This window comes from Clavibacter michiganensis subsp. tessellarius (genome assembly GCF_021922985.1).
GTDB classification, from domain to species: Bacteria; Actinomycetota; Actinomycetes; order Actinomycetales; family Microbacteriaceae; genus Clavibacter; species Clavibacter tessellarius.
Window position 1 is genome coordinate 926,876 of sequence record NZ_CP040788.1, and the last position, 14,922, is coordinate 941,797.

General features: G+C 73.7%; 15 protein-coding genes and 1 other RNA gene. 11 read left to right on the forward strand and 5 right to left on the reverse strand.

Annotated features, from left to right (window positions below):
- Positions 1-51: 51 nt before the first annotated feature.
- From FGG90_RS04245 to rnpB, 7 genes are all read left to right on the forward strand, one after another.
- On the forward strand, positions 52-699 hold the full coding sequence (locus FGG90_RS04245) for a biotin transporter BioY (protein ID WP_165771401.1): 648 nt from the start codon (positions 52-54) through the stop codon (positions 697-699).
- The gene (locus FGG90_RS04250; RefSeq protein WP_094130078.1) at positions 696-1,382 is read left to right on the forward strand and encodes an energy-coupling factor ABC transporter ATP-binding protein; all 687 of its coding nucleotides are present in this window, start codon (positions 696-698) and stop codon (positions 1,380-1,382) included. The genes FGG90_RS04245 and FGG90_RS04250 overlap by 4 nt, the downstream gene beginning before the upstream one ends.
- Positions 1,379-1,987 (forward strand): CbiQ family ECF transporter T component, encoded by a 609-nt coding sequence (locus tag FGG90_RS04255; protein ID WP_378143218.1) that lies wholly within the window; start codon positions 1,379-1,381, stop codon positions 1,985-1,987. Before FGG90_RS04250 ends, FGG90_RS04255 begins: the two co-directional genes overlap by 4 nt.
- 73 nt (positions 1,988-2,060) lie before the next feature.
- Positions 2,061-2,258, forward strand: coding sequence for a hypothetical protein (locus tag FGG90_RS04260; protein ID WP_094130075.1), 198 nt, complete (start codon positions 2,061-2,063; stop codon positions 2,256-2,258).
- Positions 2,259-2,307: 49 nt separating this feature from the next.
- The gene (locus FGG90_RS04265) at positions 2,308-3,135 is read left to right on the forward strand and encodes a Nif3-like dinuclear metal center hexameric protein (protein ID WP_094130072.1); all 828 of its coding nucleotides are present in this window, start codon (positions 2,308-2,310) and stop codon (positions 3,133-3,135) included.
- Between the two features lie 74 nt (positions 3,136-3,209).
- Positions 3,210-3,944, forward strand: a complete 735-nt coding sequence (locus tag FGG90_RS04270; protein WP_094130069.1) for a zinc ribbon domain-containing protein — start codon at positions 3,210-3,212, stop codon at positions 3,942-3,944.
- Positions 3,945-3,986: 42 nt separating this feature from the next.
- Positions 3,987-4,366: RNase P RNA component class A (gene rnpB / locus FGG90_RS04275), an RNA gene on the forward strand.
- Between the two features lie 71 nt (positions 4,367-4,437).
- Here the strand turns inward: rnpB and ppgK are convergent.
- The gene (gene ppgK / locus FGG90_RS04280) at positions 4,438-5,259 is read right to left on the reverse strand and encodes a polyphosphate--glucose phosphotransferase (protein WP_094130066.1); all 822 of its coding nucleotides are present in this window, start codon (positions 5,257-5,259) and stop codon (positions 4,438-4,440) included.
- Between the two features lie 74 nt (positions 5,260-5,333).
- Between ppgK and FGG90_RS04285 the strand changes: the two genes are divergently transcribed.
- Complete coding sequence (locus FGG90_RS04285) at positions 5,334-5,516, forward strand: hypothetical protein (protein ID WP_063071884.1); 183 nt, start codon at positions 5,334-5,336, stop codon at positions 5,514-5,516.
- Positions 5,517-5,521: 5 nt separating this feature from the next.
- On the opposite strand, the gene panB is transcribed toward FGG90_RS04285, so the two are convergent.
- Positions 5,522-6,391, reverse strand: a complete 870-nt coding sequence (gene panB / locus FGG90_RS04290) for a 3-methyl-2-oxobutanoate hydroxymethyltransferase (RefSeq protein ID WP_094130063.1) — start codon at positions 6,389-6,391, stop codon at positions 5,522-5,524.
- Positions 6,392-6,476: 85 nt separating this feature from the next.
- Between panB and glnA (FGG90_RS04295) the strand changes: the two genes are divergently transcribed.
- Complete coding sequence (gene glnA / locus FGG90_RS04295; RefSeq protein ID WP_063071882.1) at positions 6,477-7,814, forward strand: type I glutamate--ammonia ligase; 1,338 nt, start codon at positions 6,477-6,479, stop codon at positions 7,812-7,814.
- Positions 7,815-7,872: 58 nt separating this feature from the next.
- The gene (locus FGG90_RS04300; RefSeq protein ID WP_094130060.1) at positions 7,873-10,893 is read left to right on the forward strand and encodes a bifunctional [glutamine synthetase] adenylyltransferase/[glutamine synthetase]-adenylyl-L-tyrosine phosphorylase; all 3,021 of its coding nucleotides are present in this window, start codon (positions 7,873-7,875) and stop codon (positions 10,891-10,893) included.
- Positions 10,894-11,081: 188 nt separating this feature from the next.
- Here FGG90_RS04300 and glnA (FGG90_RS04305) read toward each other — a convergent pair whose 3' ends face one another.
- Positions 11,082-12,506, reverse strand: coding sequence for a type I glutamate--ammonia ligase (gene glnA / locus FGG90_RS04305; RefSeq protein ID WP_012298985.1), 1,425 nt, complete (start codon positions 12,504-12,506; stop codon positions 11,082-11,084).
- A gap of 193 nt (positions 12,507-12,699) precedes the next feature.
- Here glnA (FGG90_RS04305) and FGG90_RS04310 point away from each other — a divergent pair, with 193 nt between their 5' ends.
- Positions 12,700-13,128, forward strand: coding sequence for an RDD family protein (locus tag FGG90_RS04310; RefSeq protein WP_094130057.1), 429 nt, complete (start codon positions 12,700-12,702; stop codon positions 13,126-13,128).
- A gap of 42 nt (positions 13,129-13,170) precedes the next feature.
- Here the strand turns inward: FGG90_RS04310 and FGG90_RS16125 are convergent, their stop codons facing one another.
- Entirely contained in the window at positions 13,171-13,893 is a 723-nt protein-coding gene (locus FGG90_RS16125) for a DnaJ domain-containing protein (RefSeq protein WP_094130054.1), read from the reverse strand.
- Positions 13,894-13,947: 54 nt separating this feature from the next.
- On the reverse strand, positions 13,948-14,658 hold the full coding sequence (locus FGG90_RS04320) for a DUF4191 domain-containing protein (RefSeq protein WP_086517460.1): 711 nt from the start codon (positions 14,656-14,658) through the stop codon (positions 13,948-13,950).
- Positions 14,659-14,922: the final 264 nt, after the last annotated feature.

Sequence of the window (14,922 nt, forward strand, 5' to 3'; positions counted from 1 at the left end):
CCCCGGCGCCGACGTCCGCGCCCGTCCCGCCCGCCGACCCGAAGGATGCCCGTGACCCCGTCCTCCCACCCCGCCCGCGTCTCCGAGCAGGTGGAGCGCGCCCCGCGCGTCGACGCCACCGACCTGGCGCGGGTAGCGGTCCTGGCCGCCGTGATCGCGGTGCTCGGCCTGCCCGGCGGCATCAGCGTCCTGGGCGGCGTGCCCATCACGGCGCAGACGCTGGGGGTGATGCTCGCCGGCGCGATCCTCGGCCCGTGGCTCGGCGCCCTCTGCATCGTCGTGCTCCTGCTGCTCGTCGCCGTCGGCCTCCCGCTCCTCTCGGGCGGCGCGGGCGGGCTCGGGGTGTTCGCCGGCCCGAGCGCCGGGTACCTCGTCGGCTGGATCCTCGGCGCGCTCGTGGTCGGGCTCGTGGTCCACGCGGGCGGGCGCAGACCCGTCGCCTGGCGCACGGCGATCGGCATGGCGGCCGGCGGGATCCTCGCGATCTACGCCGTCGGGATCCCCGTCCAGAGCGCGGTGACCCGCCTGCCCCTCGGCGAGACCCTCCTCACCAGCCTCGTCTTCCTGCCGGGGGACGCGATCAAGGCGGTCATCGCGACGGGCATCGTCATGACCCTGGTCCGCGGCTACCCGCGCGCCTTCCGTCGCCGCGCAGGCTGGACCCGGAGCCCCGCCGCGCGCCCGGTCCCGACGACGTGACGCATCCCGCGCTGCGGCTCGACGGCGTGGGCGTCCGGCTGGGCGACGTCGACGTGCTCGAGGGCGTGACGCTCGACCTCGACGCGCGCACGGTCGCGGTGGTCGGCGAGAACGGCTCCGGCAAGAGCACCTTCGCCCGGCTCGTCGGCGGGCTGATCCGGCGGGACGCGGGCGACCTCCGCGTGCTCGGCCTCGATCCGCAGCGCGACGCCCGCGAGCTGCGGCGCCGCGTGGCGCTGGTGTTCAGCAACCCCGACGCGCAGATCGTGATGCCGACCGTGCGGGAGGACGTCGCCTTCTCCCTGCGGCCGGAGCGGCTGCCGCGGGCGGAGGCCGACGCGCGGGTGGATGCGGCGCTCGCGCGTCTCGGGCTGGGTGACCTGGCCGACCGTCCCGCCCACGACCTGTCCGGCGGCCAGAAGCAGCTGCTCGCCCTGGCGGGCGCGTTCGTCCGCCGGCCCGAGCTGGTGATCGCCGACGAGCCGACCGCGTACCTCGACGCGCGCAACGCCCGGCGGGTCGCCGACCACCTGTTCGAGGACGGGCACCGGCTGGTCCTCGTCACGCACGACCTCGCCGCCGCGCGGCGCTGCGACGTCGCGGTCCTCTTCGCCGAGGGGCGCGTGCGCCGGGTCGGGACCCCCGACGAGGTCGTCGCCGAGTACGAGGCGATGCTCGCGTGACGGCGACGGGATCCGCCGCCGGACGCCTCGCGCGGATGCCCACCGGGCCGAAGCTCGTCCTCGTCGCGGCCGTCGTGCTCGGCGTCTCCCTGCTGCCGTCGACGTGGGCGGGGGCGGTCGCCGCGACCGGGATCGCCGTGGTCGCGTACGCGGTCGCCGGCCTCGGGGACGGCGCCATCGGGCTGCGCGCGCTCGGGCGCCAGGTGCGCGCGACGCGGTGGATCCTGCTGTTCACCCTGGTGACCCAGCTGGTCCTCCTGGGCGTCGAGCCGGCGGTGTCGAACACCGCGCGCATCGCGGCGGCGATCGCCCTGCCGGGCCTCCTGATGCTGACGACCTCGACGACCGCGCTCCTCGACGCCGTGGAGCGGGGACTGCGGCCGGCCGGACGGCTCGGCCTGGACTCCGAGCGCGTCGCGCTGCTGCTGGCGGTCACCGTCTCGACCGTGCCCGTGCTCGCGCGCCTCGCCCGCGACGTGCGCGACGCGCAAAGGGCCCGCGGCGGACGCGCGGGGATCACGACCTCGGTCGTCCCGTTCCTCGTCGTCGCCCTGAAGCACGCGGACGACCTGGGCGACGCCCTCGCGGCGCGCGGCGTGCGCTGACGGGACGCGGGCGCGGGGGAGCGCCCCGTGCATCCGTTAGGGTCCTCACGGTCTTCCCCGCTACTGTTCGACCATGAGCCCCGACACCGCCGACGACGAGGCCTCCTGGTCCGTGGTCGACGCCGCGACCCACGGGTCGAGCACGCACCCCGGATCGTCGCAGCGCGCGCTCTGGCCGCTGGAGCCGCTCGTGCCGACCGCAGGGATCCTGCCCGAGGTCACGGCGGCCGGCGGCGCGGGATCCGCCGCGCCTCGCGGACGCCGCGGCTGACGCCCTCCCGCGCGCCGGCGCCCGACGCCCCTTCGTTACGATGGGCGACGTGACCCCCACCCTCGCCGACGCCGTCCGCGCCATCGAGGACGCCTGGCCGCCCGCGGGCGCGTCGGACTGGGACTCCTCCGGCCTCGTCAGCGGCGATCCGCGGCGTCCCGTCCGCCGGATCCACCTGGCCGTCGACGCCGTGCGCACGACGGTGGACGAGGCGGTCGACGTCGGCGCCGACCTCCTGCTCACGCACCACCCCCTGCTCCTCCGCGGCGTGACGACCATCGCCGAGACCGGCTACAAGGGCGCCCTCCTCGCCGACCTCGTCCGCGCGGACTGCGCGCTCTACGCCGCGCACACCACGTCCGACGTCGTCGAGGACGGCACGTCCGGGCGCCTCGCCGCGCTGCTCGGGATCCTGCCGGAGACGCTCCGGCCCATCGAGCCGGCCACCGACGGCGTCCGCGGCATCGGCCGGGTCGGCGACCTGCCCGCCGCGACGACGCTCGGGCGCCTCGCCGCCGAGCTCGCCCGGATCCTGCCGCCGACGGCCACCGGCATCCGCGCCGCAGGGCCCTACGACGCTCCCGTCCGGCGCGTCGCGCTGTGCGGGGGAGCCGGCGACTCGCTCCTCGGCTCCGCCGCCGTCACGGGCGCCGACGTCTACATCACCTCCGACCTCCGCCACCACCCCGCCAGCGAGGCGCGCGAGTCCGCGGCGCTCCGCGGCGGGACCCCGTACCTCCTCGACACGTCGCACTGGGCGAGCGAGTGGCTGTGGCTCGACGTCGCGGCCGAGGCGCTCCGCTCCGCCCTGCCCGGCACCGAGGTCACGGTGAGCGACATCCGCACCGACCCCTGGGACTTCGCCGTCACCCAGTGACGCACGCGGCTCGCGCCGCACCCGCACCACCGGCCGGCGCGCACGCCGCACCGCCGCACCACGAGAGGGAGAGCATGAAAGCCGATCCGAGCGTCCAGAAGGAGCTCCTCGACCTGCAGGAGATCGACACCCGTCTCACGCACCTGCGCGGCCGCCTCGCGCAGCTCCCGCAGCTGAAGCAGATCGACGCGCTGCAGCGCGAGATGGACGGCGTCCGCCGTCGCCTCGCCGAGCGCACGGGCGTGGTCGAGGACGCGCAGACGGAGCTCGCGCGGATCGAGTCCGACGTGGCCGTCGTGCAGGCGCGGATGGACCGCGACCGCAGCCGCATCGAGGCGGGCGGCAGCTCCAAGGACGTGCAGGCGCTGGAGCGCGAGCTCGAGTCGCTGCTGCGTCGCCGCGGCAACCTCGAGGAGGTCGAGCTGGAGGTCATGCAGCGGCTCGAGGAGGCCCAGGCCGCGCAGGCCGAGGTGGCCGTGGAGCGCGACGCCCTCGGGGAGCGGATCGCCACCCTCGAGGCGGAGCGCGATGCCGCGGCCCTCGAGCTGCGCGTGCAGGCCGAGCAGGCGCAGGACGACCGCGACGCGCTCGCCCCGCGGTTCCCCGCCGACCTCCTCGCGCTCTACGAGAAGCAGCGCGCCCGCTACGGCGTGGGCGCCGCGATGCTCCACCGCGGCATCTCGCTCGGCAGCAACATCGCGCTCCACCAGAGCGACCTCGACGCGCTCCGCAAGCGCGCGCCCGACGACGTCGTCATCGACCCCGAGAGCAACGCGATCCTCGTGCGCACCGACGAGTCCGGCCTCTAGGGGCGTCGCCCGCGGGCGCCTGCCCTAGACTCGTCCCGCGGATGGGTCGGCAAGACGGTCGCGCCGCGGAGGAGCCCGAGAGGGCGAGACCGCGTCGAGGAACGTCCGGGCTCCGCAGAGCAGGGCGGTGGGTAACACCCACCCGGGGCGACCCGCGAGACAGTGCAACAGAGAGCAGACCGCCCGTCGCGCGAGCGGCGGGTGAGGGTGAAACGGCGGTGTAAGAGACCACCAGCGGCCCGAGTGATCGGGTCGGCTATGCAAACCTCGCCCGGAGCAAGGTCGAACAGGGGACGCACAGGCTGCTCGTCCAGTCCCCGGGTAGACCGCTGGAGGGCTGCGGTGACGCAGCTCCGAGATAGATGGCCGTCCATGGTGCCTCGGCACCGGGACAGAACCCGGCGTATCAGCCGGCCCATCCGCACCCCGCACGGAGAAGCGGCCGGGACCCCTGGGGATCCGGCCGCTTCCGTCGTCTAGGCGATGCCGCGCGTCAGTCCTCGGGCTTCGTCTTGTCCACGAGCTCGGCGGCGGGGGCGTGCGTGCTCGCGCCGACCGCGTGCGCGGCCAGGGCCGCCGCGCCCATGATGCCCGCGTTGTTGCGGAGCTCCGCCGGCACGATGGGCGTGCGCAGGCGCAGCAGCGGCAGGAAGTGCTTGTGGTTCTTGGAGACGCCGCCGCCCACGATGAAGAGCTCCGGCCACATCAGCTTCTCGAGCTGGCCGTAGTAGACCTGCAGACGCGCCGCCCACCGCTTCCAGTTGAGGTGCGCGCGCTCCTTGGCGGCGTACGAGGCGCGGCGCTCGAAGTCGCGCCGACCCGCCACGTCCATGTGGCCGAGCTCCGCGTTCGGGATGAGGACGCCGTCGTGGATGAGGGCCGTGCCGATGCCGGTGCCGAGCGTGGTCATGATGACGAGGCCGCGCACGTCCTTGGCCGCGCCGTAGCGGGCCTCGGCGTAGCCGGCCGCGTCGGCGTCGTTGACGAAGGTGATCTCGAGGCCCAGGCGCTCCTCGAACAGCTTCTCGGCCTCCAGGCCGATCCAGGTGGGGGAGACGTTCGCGGCCGACATGGTCGTGCCGTGCACGATCGCCGCGGGGAAGCAGACGCCCAGCGGCGTGCCCGCCGGGACCTCGCCGAGCGCCTCGATGATCTGCTTCACGGTGGCGACGATGTCCTCGGGCTCGCCGCCCTGCGGCGTCGGGAGCTTCACGCGCTCGCTGCGCAGCTCGCCGGTCGCGACGTCCACGATGGCGCCCTTGATCCCCGTGCCGCCGATGTCGATGCCGATTGCGGTCGTCGCGTCCTCGCTCATGCAAGCGACCCTACCGGCTCGTCCGACCGCGTCCCGCCCGGCCGGCGGGCTCCCGCGGGCCTAGCATCGGCAGCATGAGCGACAGCGACGAGCAGTACTGGTACGACGACCGCACGGGCGAGGTGGAGAAGGGGATGCTGTCCCCGGGCGTCCACCGCATCGGCCCGTTCGCCACCGCGGAGGAGGCCGCCGCCGCGCCGCAGCGCCTGCGCGAGCGCTCCGAGCAGTGGGCCGCCGAGGAGCGCGACGCCGACTGACGGCGTCAGTCGGAGTAGCTCTCCGCCTCCGACGGGAACGCGCCCGCGACGACGTCGTCCCGGTAGCGCGTGGCGGCGTCGAGCAGCACCCGGCGCATGTCCGCGTAGCGGCGCACGAAGCGGGGGACCCGCCCCGAGGTGAGACCGGCGAAGTCGGTCCACACGAGGATCTGCCCGTCGGTGCCGCGGCCGGCGCCGATGCCGATGGTCGGGATCCGCAGCTCGGCCGTGACGCGCCGCGCGATCTCCTGCGGCACCATCTCCAGCACGACCGCGAACGCGCCCGCGTCCTCGACGGCGCGCGCGTCGGCGAGCAGCGCCTCGGCCGCGTCGCCCCGGCCCTGGATGATGTGCCCGCCCAGGCCGTGCTCGCTCTGCGGGGTGAAGCCGACGTGGCCCATCACGGGGATGCCGGAGGAGACGACCCGGCGGATCTGCTCGGCGCTCCGCACGCCGCCCTCGAGCTTCACGGCGTGGGCGCGCGCCTCCTTCATGAACCGCACCGAGGTGGCGAGCGCCTGGTCGGGCCCCGACTCGTAGGAGCCGAAGGGCAGGTCGGCGACGACCAGCGCGCGCTGGGCGGATGCGGCGACGGCGCGCGCCAGCGGGAGGAGCTCGTCGACCGTGACGGGCACGGTGGTGTCGTAGCCGAGCACGGTGTTGCCGGCCGAGTCGCCGACGAGCAGGAAGTCGATGCCGGCCTCGTCGAAGACGCCCGCGGTGAGCATGTCGTAGCTCGTGAGCCCGGTGATCTTGAGGCCCTGCTCCTTGGCCCGGGCGAAGTGGCGGACGCGCACGCGCTTCGGGGCCGCCGAGGGCTCGGACGGGAGGCGGGCGGGCTCGGGCGGGGTGACGGCAGCGTCGGGGCTCTGCATGTCCGCGAGTCTACGGGCGGGCCCCGCCGCGATCCGCGCCGCCCCTGGTCAGCCGGTAGGTTGGACACCGACGAGAGGGTGGTGGATGGACAAGCAGCGTGACTTCGTCCTACGGACGATCGAGGAGCGCGGGATCAAGTTCGTGCGCCTGTGGTTCACCGACGTGACCGGCACCCTGAAGTCGGTCGCGATCGCCCCGGCCGAGGTCGAGGGCGCGTTCGCGGAGGGCCTCGGGTTCGACGGCTCCGCCATCGAGGGCCTCACCCGCTCGTACGAGGCCGACATGCTCGCCCACCCGGATCCGACGACGTTCCAGATCCTCCCGTGGCGCGGCGAGATCGACCCCACCGCGCGCATGTTCTGCGACATCTCCACGCCCGACGGGCAGCCGGCCATCGCCGACCCGCGCAACGTCCTCAAGCGCACGCTGGAGAAGGCGGCCGACCGCGGCTTCACCTTCTACACGCACCCCGAGATCGAGTTCTACCTGCTCAAGTCGAGCGAGTTCGGCGTCGACGGCCCGGAGCCGGTCGACGCGGCGGGCTACTTCGACAACGTCCCCGGCGGCACGGCGCACGACTTCCGCCGCCGCTCGGTGCGGATGCTCGAGGACCTCGGCATCTCGGTCGAGTTCAGCCACCACGAGGCGGGGCCCGGCCAGAACGAGATCGACCTCCGCTACGCCGACGCGCTCACCACGGCCGACAACATCATGACCTTCCGCACGGTCATCAAGGAGGTTGCGATCGAGCAGGGCGTCTACGCGACGTTCATGCCGAAGCCCCTGGCGCACCAGCCGGGCAGCGGCATGCACACGCACATGTCGCTGTTCGAGGGCGACGTCAACGCGTTCTACGCGTCGGGCGCCGAGTACCAGCTGTCCACGATCGGGCGGCAGTTCATCGCCGGCCTGCTCAAGCACGCCCCCGAGATCACGGCGGTCACCAACCAGTTCGTGAACTCCTACAAGCGCCTCTGGGGCGGCGGCGAGGCCCCGAGCTTCGTCACGTGGGGCCACAACAACCGCTCCGCGCTCGTCCGCGTCCCGCTGTACAAGCCGAACAAGGGCAACAGCTCCCGCGTCGAGTACCGCGCCATCGACTCCGCCGCGAACCCGTACCTCTCGTTCTCGCTCATGCTGGCCGCGGGCCTCAAGGGCATCGAGGAGGGCTACGAGCTCCCCGCCGAGGCCGAGGACAACGTCTGGAGCCTGAGCGACGCCGAGCGTCGCGCCCTGGGCTACGCGCCGCTGCCGTCGAGCCTCGACCACGCGATCCAGCTCATGGAGCGCTCGGAGCTCGTCGCCGAGACGCTGGGGGAGCAGGTGTTCAACTACGTCCTGCTCAACAAGCGGCAGGAGTGGCGCGACTACCGCGCCCAGGTGACGCCGTACGAGCTGCGCTCGAACCTCGAGATGCTCTGACGCGGATCCGCGCCCGACGCACCCGCACCGACATCCGACGACGAGGCCGGAGCCCCCGATGAGACGCGGACAGACCCTGACCGGCGCGCTCGCGCGCGCCGGATTCGCCCGGCTCAGCGAGGTGGGAGCCGCGCTGGCGGAGGCGGCGGACCTCTCGGGGTGGGCCGAGGCCGACCTCGTGGAGGCGCTGACCCCGAGCGCGGACCCCGACGCGGCGCTCGACGCGCTCGTCCGGCTGCTCCGCATCGACCCGGAGCGCACCCGCGCGGTCCTCGGCGACGGCGACGCGCGGCACCGGCTGGCCCGGGTGCTCGGATCCTCCGCGGGCCTCGCCGACTTCCTCGCGCGGCACCCGGCCGAGCTCGACGGGTTCGCCCGTCCGCTCGCCCACCTGCCGGCTCCTGGCGACGTCCGCGACGTGCTGCTCCGGTCCGTCGGCGCGGTCGAGGGCGTCGCGGCGACCACCGGAGCGGAGGCGCGCGCGGCGCTCCGCATCCGGTACCGCGCGCTCGTGGCGCGCGTCGCCGCCTGGGACCTCGTGCACCCGGACCCGCTCGTCGCGGTCCGCCCCGTCACGGCCGCCCTGGCCGACCTCGCCGGCGCCGCCCTCGAGGCGTCGCTCGCCGTGGCGCGCGCCGAGCTGTCCTCGCCCGGCACCTTCGGGCGCGCGCGTCCCGAGGAGATCGCGGCGACCCGGCTCGCCGTCATCGGCATGGGCAAGGCGGGGGCGCGCGAGCTGAACTACGTGAGCGACGTGGACGTCATCTTCGTGGCCGAGGCCGCGCTCGACGCCGACGGCGAGCCCGTCATCGAGCCCCATCGGGCGGTCGAGCTCGCGACGCGGCTCGCCGTGCTCACCATGCGCGGGATCGACGAGCACGAGGTCGAGCCGGCGCTCTGGGAGGTGGACGCCAACCTCCGCCCCGAGGGCAAGGCGGGCGCGCTCGTCCGCACCCTCGACTCGCACCTGGCCTACTACGACCGGTGGGCCAAGGACTGGGAGTTCCAGGCGCTGCTGAAGGCACGGCCGCTCGCCGGCGACGCCGAGCTGGGGGACCGGTACGCCGCCGCGGTCGCGCCGCTCGTCTGGTCGAGCGCCTCCCGCGAGGGCTTCGTCGGGCAGGTCCAGCGGATGCGCACGCGCGTCACCGACAACATCCCCGCCGACCAGCTGCACCAGCAGATCAAGCTCGGGCCGGGCGGCATCCGCGACATCGAGTTCACGGTGCAGCTCCTGCAGCTGGTGCACGGCCAGACCGACGAGGAGGTGCGGCAGCGCGGCACCCTGCCCGCGCTCGTCGCCCTCGCCGACGCCGGCTACATCGGCCGCGTCGAGGCCGGCGACTTCGCACGCGACTACCGCTACCTGCGCCTGCTCGAGCACCGCCTGCAGCTCGAGCGCCTGCATCGCACGCACCTCATGCCCGTCGACGAGGAGCGCCTGCGCGCCCTCGCGCGCAGCACGGGCCTCGACGGGCGCGCGGAGGAGCTCGTCGCGCGGTGGACGGCCACCAAGACGCGCGTCCGCACGCTGCACGAGCGCCTCTTCTACCGACCGCTGCTCGCGGCCGTGGCGTCGCTGCCGGAGGAGACCCTCGCCCTCACGAGCGACCAGGCGGCGGCGCGCCTCTCGGCCATCGGGTTCGTCGACGCGCGCGGCGCCCTCGGCCACATCCGCGCGCTCTCCCAGGGCGTCTCGCGGAGCTCCGCCATCCAGCGCCACCTCCTGCCCGTGCTGCTGCAGTGGTTCGCCGACGGCCCGGATCCGGACCACGGACTCCTCGCGTTCCGCCGGCTCAGCGAGGCGCTGGGCGAGGCGACGTGGTTCCTCCGGATGCTGCGGGACTCGGCGGGTGCGGCGCAGAGGCTCACGCAGGTGCTGTCGGGATCCCGCTACGTCTCGGAGCTCCTCGACCGCGTCCCCGAGGCCGCCGCCTGGCTCGCCCGCGACGAGGACCTCCGCCCCCGCTCCCGGGCGGCGCTCGACGAGGAGGCCCTCGCCACGGTCAACCGCCACCCCACGGCCGACGCAGCGGCCGCGGCGCTGCGCACGCTGCGGCGCCGCGAGGTCCTGCGCCTCGCGATCGGCGCCATCGTGGGCGTCACGCACGTCGAGACCCTCGGGCCGTCGCTCGCGGCCATCACCACGGTCACCCTGCGCGGGGTGATGCGCGCCATCCGCCGGGAGGACGGGCCCTGGCCCGAGTACGCCGTGGTCGCCATGGGGCGCTACGGCGGGGCGGAGCTCGGTTTCGGGTCCGACGCCGATGTCATGCACGTGTACCGCCCGATCGCCGGCATGGACCCCGACCTCGCGCAGCGCCGGGCCCAGCTCATCTCCTCGGAGCTGACGCGGCTCACCGAGGACTCGCGCCTGCCGCTCGACCTCGACACGGGCCTCCGCCCCGAGGGGCGCAACGGGCCCGTCGTCCGGTCGTTCGCCTCGTATCGCGCCTACTACGAGCGCTGGTCGCTCACCTGGGAGGCCCAGGCCCTGCTGCGGGCCCGCGGCGTGGTCGGCGACAGCGGCCTCATCGCGGACTTCACGGAGCTCGCCGACCGGATCCGGTACCCGTCCGCCATCGGCGAGGCCGACGTGCGGGAGATCAAGCGCATCAAGGCGCGCGTGGAGAACGAGCGCCTGCCGCAGGGCGCGGACCCGACGCGTCACCTCAAGCTCGGCCGCGGCTCCCTGAGCGACGTCGAGTGGCTCGTCCAGTTGCTGCAGCTGCAGCACGCGCACCGGCACCCGGCCCTGCGCACGCCGACGACCCTCGGCGCCCTGGACGCGGCGGTCGAGGCCGGGCTCGTGGAGGCCGAGGACGCGGGTCGGCTGCGGGACGCCTGGCTGCTCGCGTCCCGCGTGCGATCGGCGATGACCCTCTGGACGAACCGCACGGCCGACGTCCTCCCGGCGGACCGCGCGGCGCTCGACGCCATCGCCCGCCTGCTGGAGTACCCGCCCGGATCCGCGTCGGTCCTCGAGGAGGAGTACCTCGGGGTCACGCGCCGGTCGCGCGCGGTGTTCGAGCGGCTCTTCTACGGGCTCGACGACCGCGTCGACCCCCTCGGGTCCTGAGGCCGCATCGGCCCCGCGGGTCCTGACGCCGAGGCACGGCGCCCGCGCGAACGCCGAGCCGCCGTCCACGACGCCATCACCATCGCCATCGCCATCGACTTCGCGGACCCTCCTGCACGACGACGGGCCGCCCTCCCGGAGGAGGACGGCCCGTGCGTCATTCGCCCCGCTGCGGGGCGCCGGCGGGATCAGACGCCGTAGTACAGCTCGAACTCGAACGGGTGCGGGCGCTGCGCGAGGGGCTTGATCTCCATCTCGCGCTTGTACTCGATCCACGTCTCGATGAGGTCGGGCGTGAACACGTTGCCGGCCGTGAGGAACTCGTGGTCGGCCTCGAGCGCCTCGAGGGCGGCTCCGAGCGACGCGGGCACCTGCGGGATGTTCTTCGCCTCCTCGGGCGGGAGCTCGTAGAGGTCCTTGTCGACGGGCTCGTGCGGCTCGATGCGGTTCTTGATGCCGTCGATGCCGGCCATGAGCTGCGCGGCGAACGCGAGGTACGGGTTGCTCGACGCGTCGGGCGCGCGGAACTCGATGCGCTTCGCCTTCGGGTTCGTGCCCGTGATGGGGATGCGGATCGACGCCGAGCGGTTGCCCGCCGAGTACACGAGGTTGACGGGCGCCTCGAAGCCGGGGACGAGGCGGTGGTACGAGTTCACCGTCGGGTTCGTGAACGCGAGGATGGCGGGCGCGTGCTTGAGGATGCCGCCGATGTACCAGCGCGCGACATCCGACAGCCCGCCGTAGCCGGCCTCGTCGTAGAACAGCGGCTTGCCGTCGTTCCAGAGCGACTGGTGCGTGTGCATGCCCGAGCCGTTGTCGCCGAACAGCGGCTTCGGCATGAACGTGGCCGTCTTGCCCCACTGCTCGGCCGTGTTCTTGACGATGTACTTGAACTTCAGGATGTCGTCCGCCGCGTGCACCATGGTGTCGAAGCGGTAGTTGATCTCGGCCTGGCCGCCCGTGCCCACCTCGTGGTGCGCGCGCTCGAGGATGAGGCCGGCGTCGATCAGCTTGAGGCTGATGTCGTCGCGGAGGTCGGCCTGCTTGTCGACCGGGCTGACAGGGAAGTAGCCGCCCTTGTAGGGCGTCTTGTTTCCCAGGTTGCCGCCCTCCTCCTCGCGTCCCGAGTTCCAGGCGCCCTCCTCGGAGTCGACCGAGTAGAAGCTCGTGTGCTGGTTCACCTCGTAGCGGACGTCGTCGAAGATGTAGAACTCGGCCTCGGGCGCGAAGAACGCGGTGTCGGCGATGCCGGACGCGGCGAGGAACTTCTCGGCCTTCTTGGCCACCTGGCGCGGGTCGCGGGCGTAGATCTCGCCGTTGCGGGGGTTGTAGATGTCGAACACCATGATGAGGGTGCGCTCGATGCGGAACGGGTCGATGTAGGCCGTCGTCACGTCGGGGATGAGCTGCATGTCCGACTCGTGGATGCTCGCGAAGCCGCGGATGGACGAGCCGTCGAACAGCTGGCCGACGGAGAAGAACTCCTCGTCGACCGTGGACGCGGGGATGTTGAAGTGCTGCTGCACCCCGGGGAGGTCGGTGAACCGGATATCGAGGAACTTGACGTCGGTGTCCTTGATGAACGCGAGCACCTCGGATGAGTCTCTGAACATGTGGTGTCTCCAAAAGGGGGCCGGAGCGGATGAGACTGACGGTTTCAGCCTCTCCGACCCTAGGGGGAAGGGGTTACCTCGCCATAACCGCCGTGTTTCCGCGATGTTACGCAGGCTGCCCCGGGCGCGTCGCCGACTGTCCGCATGCCCGGGGGATCAGGGGATCCGCCGGCAGCGCGCCTAGGATCGAGGCGTGCCCGCGACCCCGTACAGCCCCGACCTCGGCGATCCCGGCCGGAACAGGTGGCCGGGGGAGCGCCTCGGCCTCCCGGAGCGGGGGCGCGGCTCGGTGGCCCGCGCGGGGCGCCGACTCGTCGGCGTCTGCATCGACTGGGCCCTCGCGGTGCTCGTCTCGTGGGCGTTCTTCGCCTACGACGCCTCGGCCACGCTCGCGATCTTCGCCGTGATGCAGTACGTCCTCATCGTCACCCTCGGCGGCAGCGTGGGCCACGTCGTGCTCGGCATGCGCGTACGGCCCCTCACGGGCGGGTACGTCTCCCTCTGGCGCCCCGCGCTGCGCACGGTCCTGCTCTGCCTGGTCGTGCCGGCCGTGGTCTGGAACGCGGATCAGCGGGGCCTCCACGACGTCTTCTCGGGCACCGTGCTCGTCCGCACCTCCTGATCGCGGGCCGTCGGTCGGGCATCCCGCTGACGGGGACCGGGATCAGCCGGGCTCGCACCCCAGGTAGACCAGCTCCGGGTCGACCCCTCCGAGCACCACGCGCGCAGGCGACCCGGCGCGGACCGCGCCCAGCTCGCGGCTCTCGGTCTCGCGGCCGTCGTCCGAGCGTCCCGTGGTCACCTCGAAGCGCGCGAGCGCCGCGCTGCAGTCCTCGGGCGCCGTCATGTCCAGCAGCGTGCACGACGTCGGGTCGACGCACTCGCTGGCCCGCGAGGCCGGGTCGAGGACCGGCACGACGACCGCGCCCTGCGTGAGGTCGGCGCCGATCGTCGTGAACTGCGCGCGCGTCGAGTCCTGGAACGTCACGAGGACCACCAGGATGCCGGCGAGGCCGCACACCGCGGCGATCGACGGGCCCAGTCCCCGACGGGCGAGCTCGCGGCGGGACCGTCCGTAGGGGTGCCGCCGCTCCGGCGCCGGGGAGGCGGCCGGTCGATCGCCGCGGTAAGCGCCCGCGGGGGCCGGACGCGCCGACGCCGCCGCTGCCGGTCGGGGCGACGCCGCTTCGCGGGGGATCAGCAGCGCGTCCCGCGCGAGGGTCAGCTGCACGAACCGCTCGTGCGCCGAGCGGAGCTGCTGCGGCGTCGCGCCGGGGAGCCGGTCGGGATGCGTGTCCCGGGCCCGGCGGGCGTAGGCGCGGCGGACGGCCGTCCGATCGGCGTCCACGTCGACGCCGAGGAGAGCCGCGGCGGAGACGGGATCCATGTGGTCAGTCTGCGCCGGGGCGGATGCCCGCGCAAACGGGCGGCGAGAGGCGGATCAGCGGGCGCGCGACGGGCGCACCTTGAAGGGGTCCACGCCCTTGGGGATCGGCATGCTGTTCTGTCCGAGCGAGGTCAGCCGGTTGTTGACGGCCAGCACCTCGGCCTTGGTGATGGTGCGGGGGAAGCGCTGCAGACGACCCGCGAGCTTGTGCAGCTCGACCGAGTCCGCGTCCGGGCCGACGAAGACGAAGTGGACGGGCACGTTGGGGAGGACGCGCGCGATCTTGCGCCGCTCGTCCTCGAGCATGCGCGTGGTGCGGCTCTTCGGCCCCTCGCCGATGAGGGCGACGCCCGGCCGCCCGACGGCGCGGTACACGGCGTCCTGCGACTTGCCGTTGACGGCGACGGGCATCTCGCTGCCGACCCAGCCGCGCTTCAGGGAGCTGCGGAGCACGACGCCGACGGCGCCGGGCTGGCCCTTGATCTGGAGGTAGGCCGCGCGCTCCGCCTTGCGCCCGAGGACGATGAGGAATGCGAGGACTCCGGCGAAGACGCCCGCGATGACGAAGAGGATGGCCGTGAGCCAGTTCCCGCCCGTCGCGAAGACCGCGAGGAGGATGCCGACGACGATGGGCCCGAGCAGCGCGAGGAGCATCCACCAGACCGAGCTCTTGTCGTAGCGCCGGGTCATCTGGAAGACCTGCCACATCTGCTTGATGCGGCCGGGTTCCTTGGGTGCCTTCGGAGAGGCTGTCTTGCGGGCCATGGTGCTCAGGATACCCGGTGCCCGGACGCGTCCCGGCACCGCGACGCGTCGGCTCCTCCTCAGGTTCGAGAACGCGACGCCGTCCCCGGACGGCCGCGGCGGTGCCGTCTCGATACGCGGCGTCGCGGATGCTCCGTGCACGAGGGCCCGCCCCTCCCGACAGGGGAGCGGCTGCCCGGGGAGGACGGTGGACGTGCAGGGAGCACGCGAGTCAGGGCGGGGTCCGCGCGAGGCGCGCACGCGAGAGGGGGAGCGACCGCCCGC

What these genes read in the sequence shown, in the direction of transcription:
- FGG90_RS04260 (WP_094130075.1), top strand. Translation starts at nt 2,061, where the DNA reads ATGAGCCCCGACACCGCCGACGACGAGGCCTCCTGGTCCGTGGTCGAC.
- FGG90_RS04300 (WP_094130060.1), top strand. Translation starts at nt 7,873, where the DNA reads ATGAGACGCGGACAGACCCTGACCGGCGCGCTCGCGCGCGCCGGATTC.
- FGG90_RS16125 (WP_094130054.1), bottom strand. Translation starts at nt 13,893, where the DNA reads ATGGATCCCGTCTCCGCCGCGGCTCTCCTCGGCGTCGACGTGGACGCC.
- glnA (WP_012298985.1), bottom strand. Translation starts at nt 12,506, where the DNA reads ATGTTCAGAGACTCATCCGAGGTGCTCGCGTTCATCAAGGACACCGAC.
- panB (WP_094130063.1), bottom strand. Translation starts at nt 6,391, where the DNA reads ATGCAGAGCCCCGACGCTGCCGTCACCCCGCCCGAGCCCGCCCGCCTC.
- FGG90_RS04270 (WP_094130069.1), top strand. Translation starts at nt 3,210, where the DNA reads ATGAAAGCCGATCCGAGCGTCCAGAAGGAGCTCCTCGACCTGCAGGAG.
- glnA (WP_063071882.1), top strand. Translation starts at nt 6,477, where the DNA reads ATGGACAAGCAGCGTGACTTCGTCCTACGGACGATCGAGGAGCGCGGG.
- ppgK (WP_094130066.1), bottom strand. Translation starts at nt 5,259, where the DNA reads ATGAGCGAGGACGCGACGACCGCAATCGGCATCGACATCGGCGGCACG.
- FGG90_RS04320 (WP_086517460.1), bottom strand. Translation starts at nt 14,658, where the DNA reads ATGGCCCGCAAGACAGCCTCTCCGAAGGCACCCAAGGAACCCGGCCGC.
- FGG90_RS04285 (WP_063071884.1), top strand. Translation starts at nt 5,334, where the DNA reads ATGAGCGACAGCGACGAGCAGTACTGGTACGACGACCGCACGGGCGAG.